General features: G+C 43.3%; 14 protein-coding genes. 6 read left to right on the top strand and 8 right to left on the bottom strand.

The genetic code is table 11. From position 1 onward, the window contains the following. Positions 1–103: 103 nt before the first annotated feature. Positions 104–319: a DUF2945 domain-containing protein gene (locus tag H6G17_RS05250; RefSeq protein WP_106546206.1), complete on the top strand. Its 216-nt coding sequence runs from the start codon at positions 104–106 to the stop codon at positions 317–319. Positions 320–328: 9 nt separating this feature from the next. Then, the gene (locus H6G17_RS05245) at positions 329–661 is read left to right on the top strand and encodes a DUF3140 domain-containing protein (protein ID WP_192154827.1); all 333 of its coding nucleotides are present in this window, start codon (positions 329–331) and stop codon (positions 659–661) included. Between the two features lie 85 nt (positions 662–746). Here H6G17_RS05245 and H6G17_RS05240 read toward each other — a convergent pair whose 3' ends face one another. From H6G17_RS05240 to psbQ, 4 genes are all read right to left on the bottom strand, one after another. Continuing rightward, positions 747–1229, bottom strand: a complete 483-nt coding sequence (locus H6G17_RS05240) for a hypothetical protein (RefSeq protein ID WP_192154826.1) — start codon at positions 1227–1229, stop codon at positions 747–749. Between the two features lie 62 nt (positions 1230–1291). Next, positions 1292–2137 (bottom strand): alpha/beta fold hydrolase, encoded by an 846-nt coding sequence (locus H6G17_RS05235; protein ID WP_192154824.1) that lies wholly within the window; start codon positions 2135–2137, stop codon positions 1292–1294. A gap of 74 nt (positions 2138–2211) precedes the next feature. Then, positions 2212–3366 (bottom strand): FAD-dependent oxidoreductase, encoded by a 1155-nt coding sequence (locus H6G17_RS05230; RefSeq protein ID WP_192154821.1) that lies wholly within the window; start codon positions 3364–3366, stop codon positions 2212–2214. A gap of 122 nt (positions 3367–3488) precedes the next feature. After that, complete coding sequence (psbQ, locus tag H6G17_RS05225) at positions 3489–3944, bottom strand: photosystem II protein PsbQ (protein WP_192154819.1); 456 nt, start codon at positions 3942–3944, stop codon at positions 3489–3491. Between the two features lie 688 nt (positions 3945–4632). Here psbQ and H6G17_RS05220 point away from each other — a divergent pair. From H6G17_RS05220 to H6G17_RS05210, 3 genes are all read left to right on the top strand, one after another. Then, positions 4633–5364 carry a carbonic anhydrase gene (locus tag H6G17_RS05220; protein ID WP_192154817.1) on the top strand — a complete coding sequence of 244 codons (732 nt, stop codon included), beginning with the start codon at positions 4633–4635 and terminating at the stop codon, positions 5362–5364. A gap of 444 nt (positions 5365–5808) precedes the next feature. Next, positions 5809–6417 carry an SET domain-containing protein gene (locus H6G17_RS05215; RefSeq protein ID WP_192154815.1) on the top strand — a complete coding sequence of 203 codons (609 nt, stop codon included), beginning with the start codon at positions 5809–5811 and terminating at the stop codon, positions 6415–6417. A gap of 37 nt (positions 6418–6454) precedes the next feature. After that, a complete protein-coding gene (locus H6G17_RS05210) occupies positions 6455–7072 on the top strand; it encodes an MFS transporter (protein WP_192154813.1) in 618 nt (205 codons plus the stop codon). Positions 7073–7103: 31 nt separating this feature from the next. On the opposite strand, the gene H6G17_RS05205 is transcribed toward H6G17_RS05210, so the two are convergent. From H6G17_RS05205 to H6G17_RS05195, 3 genes are all read right to left on the bottom strand, one after another. After that, positions 7104–9530: a GH116 family glycosyl hydrolase gene (locus H6G17_RS05205; RefSeq protein WP_192154811.1), complete on the bottom strand. Its 2427-nt coding sequence runs from the start codon at positions 9528–9530 to the stop codon at positions 7104–7106. Between the two features lie 160 nt (positions 9531–9690). Further along, positions 9691–10413 carry a molybdopterin-dependent oxidoreductase gene (locus H6G17_RS05200; protein WP_192154809.1) on the bottom strand — a complete coding sequence of 241 codons (723 nt, stop codon included), beginning with the start codon at positions 10411–10413 and terminating at the stop codon, positions 9691–9693. Between the two features lie 16 nt (positions 10414–10429). Then, positions 10430–11014 (bottom strand): cytochrome b/b6 domain-containing protein, encoded by a 585-nt coding sequence (locus H6G17_RS05195; RefSeq protein ID WP_192154807.1) that lies wholly within the window; start codon positions 11012–11014, stop codon positions 10430–10432. A gap of 110 nt (positions 11015–11124) precedes the next feature. On the opposite strand from H6G17_RS05195, the gene H6G17_RS05190 reads away from it, so the two are divergent. After that, positions 11125–12882, top strand: coding sequence for a pseudouridine synthase (locus H6G17_RS05190; RefSeq protein WP_192155115.1), 1758 nt, complete (start codon positions 11125–11127; stop codon positions 12880–12882). Between the two features lie 76 nt (positions 12883–12958). Here H6G17_RS05190 and H6G17_RS05185 read toward each other — a convergent pair whose 3' ends face one another. Then, on the bottom strand, positions 12959–13753 hold the full coding sequence (locus H6G17_RS05185; protein ID WP_192154805.1) for a tryptophan-rich sensory protein: 795 nt from the start codon (positions 13751–13753) through the stop codon (positions 12959–12961). Positions 13754–13788: the final 35 nt, after the last annotated feature.

Here is a 13788-nt window from a genome sequence, read left to right as displayed (position 1 = left end):
CTAATTTGTAATCTGTAAATAGATTGATGGCTGCTTGCTTAATCGTCAAGATAATTAAACACTAATAGGGAAAGAAAATTTAAGTAGGAACAATCTTTTACTCATGTCTGAAGAATTTAAGCAAGGCGATAAAGTTGAGTGGAAAACCTCTCAGGGTAAAACTACTGGTGAAGTAGAAAAGAAACTCACTTCTCCTACAGAAATTAAAGGACACCACGTTGCTGCATCGAAAGACAATCCTGAGTATCTGGTAAAAAGCGAAAAAACAGGGAAAGAAGCAGCCCACAAACCAGATGCTTTAGACAAAGTAGAGGAGTAAAATTAAGTTATGAGTCAAGATGTCAAATCTGCGATCGCAGAGTTTCATCAAGTCGTCAATATGACTCCTAAAGAGCTTGAATCTTGGTTGAAAACTGAGGAATCACAAGCTGTAGGACAAAAAAAGGACGATGACGAGTCAACCGGACATAAATCTGGACGGCGAATCGTTGAGTTATTGCAAAAAAAAGAGGATGAATATACTGAAGACGATATTTCTCATCTGATGAAAGTCATCAGTTACGTCCACCGTCATAGCGCCCAAAAGCCATCACACGATATTGAGAATTCGCGCTGGTATTATTCCCTAAAAAACTGGGGTCACGATCCGCTGAAGAAGTGATGTATATGGTAGGGTGCGTCAATAACGCACCCTATTGTTAATAGATCCAGAAGTGCTATATATAGCTCTCCAATTAAAAATTTATTTAAGCATTTGCAGACAAGAAAGGAAGATTTTCAGCTAAAGCATCCTTCACGATTGTTCCTTGTTTGCTTGCCCAATATTGACTCAAAAAATGAATTTGTCTCAAACCGACAACTAAATTCAAGCCAGGTACAAATATCCACCAAACAGTTAGCGGTTCTTTCATTCCTGCTTCCCGATACAGCACATTCACTGTTTTATACAGCTTGAACTGCACGATATAAATCCAAACCACCCCCAGCAGTGAAAACCAGCCGAACCAACCTGGTACGTCAGGATCGTAAATCCGTAACAATTGGGGAACGACAACCCCTAGTACAAAAGGTGCTAAGCACAGCGTCCCAGACCAGCCATAACCGTTGTAGCGGCGTAATTCTTCTTGAATAATCCATTTATACCAGCCGTAGTACAGCATCAGACTAGCAACAGACAGTAAAATGACACGCCAAAGAGGACGGGGTTTACCTATGAATCGGTCAGACATATGAAAGGAGAAGCTTTTCTTTACATTACTTCATAATAAATCGAATGAAGCTATCTCGCACTCTACGAAGCACGACGCACGAAAGGTAAAAGATCTGATAAGATGTCTTCGGCAAAATGCTCTTGAGGATAATGCCCCGCTTTTTCAAGTTTGACAATCTCTGCCTGGGGTAGGTTGCTGGTAAATTTCTGGGCGATTTCGACAGGAAGCCAAGGATCGTTGACACCCCAGACAATTAGAAGTGGTTTCTTCCAGTCTTGAAAACCATCAGCAATTTCTGTCATAGACGGGGACATTTTCAGATTGCGTACCGTCGTCATTAGCGATCGCCCCGCTTTTGAACTTTTCAAAAAAGGCTTGCGAAATATGTCTAAATCTGCATCCGAAATCTGGTAACGGCTACCACCTTCGAGGGTACGATCCACCAACAAAGGATCTTGCGTCGCCATGTCTCCCGCAAAAGGTAGTCCCCACTGTTGCATCTGCCAAGGTAGTTTAGCAGCCGTAGTCAAGGGAGTATTGAGAATGGCAATATTTTCGACGCGATCGCTATGGCGTAAAGCATACTGCAAGCCTACCGAACCCAAAAATCCTTGCACGACCAAACAAAAGCGATCGATCTCCAAAGCTTGAATAAAGTCATCTAATGCCTTGACAAAAGCATCGGGAGTGTAATTAAAATCCCGCCCTTGGGGTTTTGCTGACGAACCAAAACCAATCAAATCGGGGGCGATCGCCCTAGTTCCCTGACTCCCCAAAGCAGGCATAACATGTCGCCAACCGTAGCTATGGGAAGGTAGACCATGTAAAAGCACCACTGGCAGCAGATCGCTCATTCCAATGGGGGCAACCTCGCGGTAAAACCATTCTAGGGAACCAACATTAATTTGATGTTCTGTAATAGACACGATACGAGTAATGGGTAATGGGTAATGGGTAATAGGTCATAGGCAACCACCAACTACCAACTACCAATTACCAATTACCACTCTTCATCAGAAGATAATATCATTTTGCGGATCGCTTGTGCGGTGGCGGGTGCGAGTAAAACACCGTTGCGATAGTGTCCCGTCGCTAAGAGGATATTGCTAAATCCTGACAGGTAGTCAATTATGGGGGCGGAACGACCTTCAGGACGGGGACGTAAACCAGACCAGGTTTTGATAATATTTGCCGTAGCTAGAGCAGGACAAAAAGCGATCGCCTGTTGCATGACTTCCTCTAACAAGGCTGGCGCTGCCTCGATTTCTCGCCCAATAGCAGGAAATTCCACCGTTGCTCCTACCCAATATTCAGTTGCTTGTTGACCCCCATTTAGAGGGACGATATGCACGTCGTTACCCGTGATGACGGGTTGAAAATCTGTGTTACCCAAAGGGCGATCGAGCTTGAGGTGAATAGCTTGACCTAGTACGGGTACGAGGTCAAATTGTAGTTGGGGTGAAGTTTCTGTTGGCAGAGATGGTAACGAGCCTAAGCCAGCCGATACAACTAGCCAATCAACATTCAAATGCGATCGCTCTCCAGAAATTGTTATTTGTCTGATGCGGCGATCGCCTGAACCACTCTCAGCATTGCTGGAATCCGCATTGAAATTATATTTCTCTATCTGCGTTCCAAAGTAGAATTTGACACCGTTGCATTTTGCCCCCTCAACTAGAGCTAAAGTTAAACTCACCGGATCGACTTGCCGATCTTGGGGCGAGTAAATTGCCCAAGTCGAGGGATGGCAGTTAATTTGCGGACAACAGGACTTGACTTCTGCCCCATCCCAAATTTCTAAAGCTAAGCCTTGAGAGGCGCGAGTAGCGACGAGTTTCTCCCAAGAACCGAGTTCTGCTGCCACGCACAACATCAAAATTCCCTGCCGATTAAAAGGGATATGATGCCCTGTCAGTGCCTCTAATTCTGGAATGAGGGTTTCATAGCGTTGGATACTTGCCTGTCGCAACTGCCACGCCCTACCCTTAGTTTTATGGCTGATGACACCCATCAAAACACCCAAAGCCGCTTTTGTTGCTGCTTGCGCTGGCAATTGGCGATCGAGGACAGCAACCTGTAACCCTGGAACCTGGCTCAGTTCGTAGGCGATCGCTGCCCCCACTATACCGCACCCGATAATTACTACTTGAGTCATATTTGAGCGGCTAGGAGTAAGGGATAAGAGAAATTTTGGGTTTTAGATTTGGAATTATAGATTGTAATTCCCCCTTGTCTTCCTTGTCTCCCTTGTCTCCCTTGTCCCCGACTCCCGACTCCTTACTCTGCTGTTTGGGGAAGCAACTGAAGAAAGTTGTCGATGTCTGCTATGGCTTCTCTGGCGTTGAGCAAGGCTTTTTTCGCATCGCCTTGTTGAGCAGCTTGATCGACCGCTACTAGGTCGTTAAAGAAGTTTCGCGTAATCTGCTTTGCTTTAGATTGATCTTGCGGCAGCAGATTGCGCGTCATGTAGTTCATAGTCAACCGCAGTTCTCCTAAAGGTCCGTGGACGAAATTACCGACATCGATCCAATCTTTTCTTTGTACTAAAGACGGAATTTCTCTGCTGGCGCGATCGCGCAAGCTTTGGATATCGGGAATGTACTGCTGAATCTGCTGAATTTGAGCCGAGCTGTAAGTCGGGGGTACTGTGGCAGTGCCGGGACTGCTACAGCCGATGAGAAATGTTGCCAAAATTACCAAAATCAGGGATAAGAACGAGCGATGGCGCAACATAAAATCAATTGCTTGTAACTGCTACTAATCAGTGTCATTTTAGATCGCTAATGGTAACAATCAATCCTAGCTATGGGAGTGAATTCAAAGATTTTAGATTTAAGGCGAGAGGCAATATGCGTCAAAGGCGAGCTGGAAAAGAGTTGAATTAGCGATGGTGCAAGCCCTTCAGTGCAACGCCAAGCTTCCAACACGTCATCTTTCGAGTTCTCCAATATACCGGAATATAGTCTCCGTTGGTTCCACAAGGAGCGTGAATTCGGATTTGCCCAATTCCACTATGAAAAAATCATCAAAAATATGATGACTATCTTTTCATTCAGATAATCGTGTTAAGCGCAGCAAAAAAGCTTTTGTCTCCAGAGTTAAAAAACTACTGCGATCGCAGCATATCTATTACTTTTGATGAATATAACAGACTTAATCGTTTGTTCTCTATATTTACCATAGAATAGCCTTATAGTAAAGATTAATTTTTTGCCCCCATAATTTGGTAAATTTCCTAATCGTTGGGTCTGTTGTTTGCTAGATTTTTTGCAAGTTAGTTTATTTTAATTTTGCAGATTTCCACGTCAAAGTGAAATTAGGTCGTGCGACTACAAACGCAGCCAACATAGAAGTTTACTGTGCTGATTTTTCCTATTTTATTAGGCAGAAATCAGCAGATATTTTTGATTGAGGTGCGGTGATGACTCGAAAAAATGGATTTGTTGGACGACGCAATTTGCTCAAATTGGTGGGTGTAGGAGGAGCTAGCATAGCTGCTACTAGTGTTGTTAGTAGTTCGTGGGGCGCACGATCTGCTGTAGCGCAGCCTGCAAAAATTGAAGACAAGCCTCAGCCAGTCGATCCTAATATGGCTTTGCAAAAGCTGATAGAAGGTAATAAGCGATTTGTCAATGGCAAGCGCCAAAATCCCAATCAATCTCATCTACGCTTGCAAGAAACAGCAGTAGCACAATATCCTTTTGCATCTATACTTGGCTGTGCTGATTCGCGGGTTCCGGCAGAAATTGTTTTCGATCAAGGGTTGGGAGATTTATTTGTCGTGCGCGTGGCTGGTAACGTTGCTAGTCAAACGGCTATCGGCAGCTTAGAATTTTCTACAGCAGTATTGGGTTGTCAACTGATTATAGTTTTAGGACACAGCAAATGCGGTGCGGTACAAGCAGCAATTAAAGGCGATCCGTTACCTGGCAGAATCGGCATTTTTGTTGAGGAAATTAAACCATCTGTAGAGTTAGTTAGGCACAAAACAGGCGATATGGAAAAGAATGCCATCATCGCTAACGCACAATATCAAGCACAACAGTTACGGGAATCATCAACAATTTTAGCTGGACTAATGAAGGAAGGTAAATTAAAAATTGTTCCTGGTCGCTACGATCTCGTAACTGGAAAAGTTACTCTTCTGACTTAGTTAGAGATTATATAAGAGTGCGATCGCCTACTTTTTTTTGGCATAAACAGCTCTATCGGTTCTGATGGAGCTGTTTATTCACCAACGGCGATCGCTCTCAGTAACATCATTTATAGGAAATGTCCTGAAGGGCAAGCTTTAGCTGTATATTTAGTAACAAGCGCTTTACGAATAATTGCTTTATAACTGCGGCGAAACTGTTTGATATTCGTGAATTGTTTATGATAACTGTAGAATAAGATACTCGATCTTAAATGCTGATTTGAAATAGCTGTAATTAAAACTAACCGATGTTGGACTGAGTTATATATTATATCTAAATGAGAGTATAATTACCAACGTTTATATCGTTACTATGTAGAAATATTAAAAAAAGCTTAAATTGAGGTATACTGCGAAAATAATTATGATAAAAAATTACGCATTGCTATGCATTGAAACTTTATGATTCATCCAGACACAGAGCTACGTTTTGTGAATAAAATTATTGGTTACGGTGTATTTGCTACCAAGTTTATTCCTAAAGGAACAATAGTGTGGGTATTAGATGAATTAGATCGGCAATTTGATGAGGCATATATATTATCTCTAGACCAACTTCAACAAAAGCACATATTTAAATATTCTTTTCGAGGAAGAAACGGTGACTACATACTATGTTGGGACATTGGTAGATATATCAATCATAGTTTTTATGCCAACTGCATCTCTACAGCTTATGACTTTGAAATAGCTCCTAGAGACATTTATTCTGGTGAAGAATTAACCGATCACTATGCCTGTTTTAATTTAGACAAACCTTTTGAATGCTTTCCAGAGCCAGGTATCACCAAAACTAAAGTTATGCCTGATGATTTTTTGTTACTATACCCAGAATGGGATAGACAAGTTGCTGAAGTCATGCCCCATTTCAATTGCGTCGAACAGCCATTAAGAAAGTTTATTTCAAGTAAATTTGTAGACAAAGTGAATGCTGTTGCTGCTGGAAAAGAACGGCTTGATTCCGTACTTAATACCTACTACGACCGTCAACATAGACTAATGACTGCATAAAATATACTCAGTTCATTAAGTCGTTGCTTTATTTTTTATGCTTCAAAAAAATCTCAAAATTCTACTTTACAGTAGCAATATTTGGTATTTGGGCGAAGGAATGTTTGCTCCAATTTTTGGTTTATTCACTCAAAAAATTGGAGGCAACATTCTTGATATTAGCGGAATTTGGGCTACATATCTGGTTGCTACAGGAATTTTTACTATCATAGTTGGAAAGCTATCAGACCGGAATATAAATAAAGCCAAACTCATGATAATTGGCTATGCTTTAAATGCCATTTTCACATTTTGCTATCTATTCGTATCTTCTCAACTAAGTTTGTTTATCGTTCAAGTAGGGTTGGGAATTGCTTCCGCTTTAGCAACTCCTACCTGGAATGCTTTATATGCACAATATGAAGATCGAGGAAAGGCAGGACAAATTTGGGGCATGGCTGACGGACAATCAAAAGTCATGACTGGTCTTGCTGTAGTGCTTGGGGGAATAATTGTTAATTGGTTGTCTTTCAATACTTTATTTATCACAATGGGAACGATTCAAGTTATTGCTACCTTGTATTCCATTCAACTGTTAAAGCAACAGGGACGTGCAGCAACAACTACTGATAAAAAGCATTTGCTAAGAAGACATCAAATAAATTCAAGCGATTGACAAAAGCAAAAGACGGTAAATTGCTAAATAACTAAAAATCAAACCACACGCCATAAATTGCCCAAATTGCCATTGCCCGTAAATAATAGCTTGCCCGAAAAGTACCAACAGATGTAATTGCTTCTGGAGTACGGAATTGCAAACCATTTTCATAGATTTGATTGACAACTGTTTCTGTTAATTGTAGTGCCTCAGCTTTCATTCCCATTTGCAAGAGAAAAGCCGCCAATCCAAAATTAATTCCCGTCCATACTTCTAATGGATGGGTAGCATTAGGGTTTTCAGGAGAACCATTCAGTTTTAAACCGTTCGCCGCCCCAAATTTTCCCTGATGAAATTTCAAAAAGCAAGCATCGTATATAGTTTTGAGTGCAGATAAAGCACATTCTTGCGGTACAATGTCAGGTAGTTTTAATAAACGAGCGTAAAATTGTCCGCAGAGTTGATCTGCCATCACGACATCAGAACCGCTATTGCTATCTAAGCGATAATATTGTCCGTTCCAAAGTTTTTCTTGGTAGATAGGACGCGATCGCGATAACCAAGATTGATAAGTGTCGATCGTTTCTTGTAGAGACGTTACATGTAACGTCTCTACATTGTTAAGTAAAATTTTACCAATGGCGATCGCGGCTTCTAAAGCCGCCAACCACAATCCCCCACAATAAGCACTAACACCCTGCAACTTCCAATCATCAAAAGTTTGATCTGGCGCACCAGAATTTTCAGGAATTCCATCGCCATCTTTATCGAAAGTTTTCAAATAATTGAGGGCTTGAACGATCGCCTCCCAACATGATGCTAAAAACTCTACATCAGTCGCACCTGTCAGTAAATAGTCTCGATATACCTGCAAGACAAAATCGCTGGGTAAATCCTTCCACAAATTGCAATCTTGATATGCCGTGTAATTTGTTTTTTCCCAAACGTGTTCGTTGGGTGCGCCTAAATCGTGAGGTGTTGCACCAGCAACTTTACGCGGTGCGAGGGGCATTTCCGCCCCAATAGTCAGGTAATATCCAATGAGGCGACGATGGTTGTCACTAGCAGGAATAGCCCGTGCAAAAGCACGCATTACAGCCTTCTCCAACTCTGGAAATAAAATTAATAGAGCAAACGAACCGTAAAGCCGCACGTCAAGGCTTTCATACCAGCGATAATCAATACATTCTAAAATGGCAAACTGACCGATCGGATCGCGCTCTGTCGCCGCACTCCACAGCGTCCCACCGCTGGTAAGATCGTAAAGTTCGTTAAACAATGCCATTTTGAACCAATTTGGCAGATCGGTTTTATTTAGAATTGGTTGCTGCCAAGCTTGAATCTGAGATTGCCAAGTTCGATCCGAATGTAAAGCTGTACGCGCGATCGCCCAAGCATTTTTACCCGTGCGATCGAAAAAATCTGTATAGCGACGATAATATTTGACCCCAGCAGCAAATTCCGTAACGGGAAAATCCCAAGTTAAGACAAAGGGAATCGTGCGAGTTTCCCCTGGTTGAAGTGTAAAACGAATGGCGATCGCACCTGCAATTTGTTCTCCCTCTATAGCTGGTGTCTCATCTTGTAAGTTAGGTAAAGCACCAAATTCAGCAAAGTCTGTCCAGATATCTTCTCCCGTACCGACAGGATTCCAACGGGTATGATGAAAGACTTCTACACCAGGCTGTTTTGCCGTAGCAATGCACCACTGTCCATCTCCTTCTTCTGCATCCTCGCTATTGTCTCGCCCTAATAAGCATCCGACAGACTTGGAATCTTCCACCAACCGATTAAAATTTCCCTGGCTTTCTCCCCAGCGCGATTTATATTCATACACGGGGCTACCATCATCTCTAATTTTTACTTCTGAAGATTTACTAGCATTGGTAAACCAGCCTGTCATATTCTGCCAGGACAGCATAATACTCAGAGTTATAGGGGCATTAGTAGGATTGTGGGCAGTCCAGACAAATACACCCACTGGATAGCTGCTTTCCTGATAGTTATTTGCCCAAATTGGCGAAAACTGTTCGCAGGTTAACTGAGATTGAAACACACCCTCATAGACAAACCAGCTACGAGGATACAACGCATGATACGTGCCTGTATGGGCGTGTTGTTCGCCTCTAGAGGGATACCACTGCCAATTCTGCAATCCATCTTCAGGTGCTTCCGTACACAAAGCGTAAGCCTGACGAGATGCACTCCGTTCAGACACGCTTTCAAACACGCTAAACTGACAAGCAGGCATCGGCTGAAAAATATGCTCGCCGCCGTCCACCTGCCACAAATTAAAATCACCCCTAGAAGACCGACCGATACAACCCGCACCAAAGCCCCCTAAAGGCATACCGTGCCAGGGACCATCATCTAAATTACTTGCGGTACGGACAGTATAGGGCTTATCCCAGCCCAGACCAATAGGGCGCTGCCAGGTACAGTTAGGAATGTTCATCATTAAGGTGCTGAATTGCATCCCATAGATTTTACTCTTGGATTTGGTAATTAGTCATTGATAATCGGTAGTTGGTGGTTGGTAGTTGTAAATTTTAACTTTTGTACGGGCGGGTTTTGACCAAAGATTTATTGCCTCAGTTGTCAATTTATTTGCTAAACCCGCCCCTACGACTTACGACTTACAATCCTGCATACCATTCATAGCCTTGGTCTTCCCAGTAGCCTTTGACGGGTAGGAGGCGATCGCTAAGAATAATGTTAGTAACCCACTTGCTTTGCTTGTAACCTAGTTTAATTGGCGAGGCGAGACGTAAAGGCGCACCGTTATCTATCGGCAAAGGTTGCCCGTTTTTCTGATATGCCATCAGCGTTTGCGGGTGCATACACGAAGCTAAATCCCAGCTTTCGTAGTAGCCATCAGCGGATTTAAAATAAACGTATTTTGCCTCGGGTTTAGGTTGGGCAAGATTAATAATATCTCGCAATCGAACTCCACCCCATTGCACGATCGCCGCCCATCCTTCCACGCAGACGTGACGAATCACCATTGAGGCAAGGGGCATTTGCTGAATGTCTGCCATGCTGAGGCTGAGGAATTTATTGACTGCACCATCGACAACCAGACGAAATTTGGTTGGATCGATTTTGGGAGTAAAGTTAAATGAGTTAACAATTAATGCTTCTGGTTTAATCTCGCTAATTGGAAATTCTGGTGCGAGTTTGTCAGGATTAAAGATTAAAGTTTCAACTTTCTGATTCAATGGTTCGGAAACTTTACCAACTATATCTTCAAATAAAGGCGTGCCACATCCACCTAATAATAAACTGACGCTGGAAAGCCCAGAAAGTTTGAGAAAGTGACGACGTAATAGTCTTTGGCGAGGGATTTGAATCTGATTCATATTATTATAGATAAGCTTACCAAAACATCGATTCTAAAAGGCGATCGCCACCGACTTTTCGTCCTAGTAAGGCGTGGATTGTGGCAAAGATAACTACTATTGGTACTGTGGTGAAGTGAACGATTCGCAACGCTTGCCAATCGCCAAAACAATCAACAATCCAGTGAAATTGAGCGGGTTTGTACATACCTAAGCCGCTAAATATAGCAAGTAATAAAATGGGAACGATCGCCGTATAAGCAATCCGATGCCATGCATAAGCACGACGCTTTTGGTTTTGACTCAATTTCAGTGCTTTGATGTCTTTATCGCTGACAAATCGATGTTTCCAACGGCGGGAAACGAGGATATAAATTCCATAAAACACCAAGTTGAGCGAAAACAGCCACATTGCAGCAAAATGCCAGTGTCTACCACCAGCGAGCCACCCTCCAAGGGTAAAAATTGGCGGAATATGCCAGCCTGCACGCCCGCCGAATACGGGATTAGCATTGTATATTTGCAGTCCGCTGGTCAGCATAATGAATAAACTAACAATATTTACCCAATGAAAAATTTTGGCTGCAATATCTTGCCTGGGAAGTCGAGACAGAGATTTCATGTCAATTATCAGTGAAGAAAGGGAGCAGGGAGCTGAGGGGGGACGAGGGGGACAAGGGGGACAAGGGGGACAAGGAAGCAATTACCAACTACCAATTACCAACTACCAATATTATGATCCTTCATCTACCAACAGATTTTATTAGCTCAGGTTGCGTTGCTGGTGACTTACCTGTCAGTTATTGGTATGAAGGTTATTGTCCCCAGACGGGTAAATTATTGACACTACCCCGCACTCCTTTTGTAGAAGCGATCGCAATTGGGTTGATGCAACAGCTGGCTACTGACGCGCGGGATTCCCATGAGGGGAAAATGTATGGCGTGTTGCTTGTCGAGACTGCTGCTGGGGAACGGCGAGTGCTGAAAGCATTTTCTGGGCTTTTGCATGGTCGTAGCACGGTTACAGGTTGGGTGGGGGCGATCGAGGGCAAAGAGCTGGCTTTAGAAGAAGCTCGTACCCTGGATATGTTAGCAGCAATGAAACAAGAGCTAATTGCCTTGCAACAAATTCCAGAGCGACAAAAGTATGCAGCGTTAGCACAGGAGTTTGAAACCCGTTGGCAGCAACTGACAATCCTACATCGCGATCGCAAGCAACAGCGACAATTTCAGCGCCAGGTATTTCAAGATACCCTCGCAGGCGTTGCTTTAGTAGAGGTGTTAGCGCAACTAGACGAACAAAGTCGTCAGGATGGGATCGATCGCAAGCTGTTTAAGCGTCAACGAGATTGTCTGTTACAACCGCTCCAACAGGCGATCGAGCAAGCAGATAAGAGAATGTATGAGTTGAAACAACAGCGGAAAAGTTTATCTAGGCAGCTGCAAGCACTGATGCACGCTAGCTATAGGTTGAGCAATTTTGCAGGGGAGTCTCTACCACTACAGCAGTTGATGGCGGGTTCGCTACCTACTGGCACTGGGGCTTGTTGTGCGCCAAAATTATTGCATTACGCTGCCACTCACAACCTCAAGCCATTAGCAATGGCAGAGTTTTGGTGGGGATCGCCTTCGACTAATGGCGAGAAAATGCAGGGGGAGTTCTATGGAGCCTGTGCGGAGCGCTGTCAGCCGTTGATGGGGTTTTTGTTGTCAGGTTTACAGCAGAGATTCCCCCAACCCCCCTTAGAAGGGGGGGCAGTCAGATCCTTCCAACCTGCTGTAGACAGGGGGGCTAAGGACGGCTTTGTTTCCCCCTTTTCAAGGGGGATTAAGGGAGATCTTCAAGATCTATGCATCCAAACTAAGAAATCTATTCTTTATGAAGACGAGTGGCTGATTGCTGTAAATAAACCGCCAGGACTGCTCTCCGTTCCTGGTCGTTATAGCGATCGCTACGATAGCGTCGTGTCTCGTCTACGTCATCTACTACCTGATGGAATGGCGATCGCAGCCTCACATCGCCTCGATCTAGAAACGTCAGGTATTTTGCTACTGACTCGCGATCGCGCCTCTTATCGTCATCTGAGCCAGCAATTTCAACAGCGGCGAGTGCGTAAAGTTTATGAAGCGGTACTTGGCGGATGCGTGACGCAAGAAAGCGGTACGATTCAACTATCACTTTGGGGAGATCCTAGCGATCGCCCTTATCAGAAAGTCGATGCACGGGGTAAGCCGAGCATAACTGAATTCCAGGTTATCGCCAGAGCGGAGAATTCCACTCGAATGCAATTTTTCCCGTTAACAGGACGAACTCATCAGCTGAGAGTTCACGCTGCCGATCGCCAAGGGCTAGGAATACCTATTTTGGGCGATCGCTTGTACGGTTGTCGCGCCGAAGTAGAGCGTTTATGCTTACACGCGAGAGAACTTTGTTTCGAGCATCCATACTCTGGAAAGATTCTAACTCTACAGGTAGAAACTCCATTTTAAGTAAGTCAAAAGTCAAAAGTTAAAAGTTAAAATTTTTCGACTATCAACTTCAGACTCTCCAAAAGCAAAACTTTCTCTACTTTGAATCGAGCTTATGTAATCTCATCTTACTAAATCCCAACAAGACTACAAGAATAATTGCTGCTACTATTGCTGTTATTGAAATGACAGGATTATTGAGAGATAAATGACGAACTGCGATCGCAACATATGCCCAAACAAATACCAGCGTAAAGGCAATATCTGCCCGTTGAAGGGCAACTACAGAGGCGATCGCTGCACCAACAAGCAGCATAATGACAGTCCATCCTAGAGGGTTTATGCCCCAACCATCCCAATTAGAAATATAAAGAGCAGAGGCAATATTAACAATCGTTGCTACAGAGATCCAACCTAAATAAATACTAAATGGAGCGTGTACCAGCCATTTGAATTCGCGCGATACTCTTTTGCCAATTTCTAATTGCAAGTAAGCTCCAATTAAGGAGATTAGAATTGCTAGCATTGCTATTACTGAAAGCCAAAATAGCTGTAGCGTGAAGAGATATACCCAAGCAATTTGAGCTAGACAAGCAATAATTAGTAAGACATCAACTCGATACAGAGTTGAATTTTGGCGCTGTGCCGGAAGAAACTGATAAACCCCATATGCAATTAATCCGAGATAAATTAATCCCCAAATAGCAAAAGCATAATTTGCTGGCGTAATTTGCACGCCTTGAAGGATGGTATTGGCAATTTCACCAATATTTAATCCTCGAACTGGAAAGAAGTTTGACAAGACGTTAACGCCGAGCGTCGCCAAGATAGCAAATAGCGTTGCCAAAGGCAGTACAATTTCTTTACCAGAACCTTGTGTGGATGCTTTCATAAATTTTTTCTCAAGCTGCGATCGCAGATGCACGC

Source organism: Chroococcidiopsis sp. [FACHB-1243] (assembly GCF_014696895.1).
Classification (GTDB): domain Bacteria; phylum Cyanobacteriota; class Cyanobacteriia; order Cyanobacteriales; family Chroococcidiopsidaceae; genus Chroococcidiopsis.
This window is presented reverse-complemented; position numbering and strand designations above follow the sequence as displayed.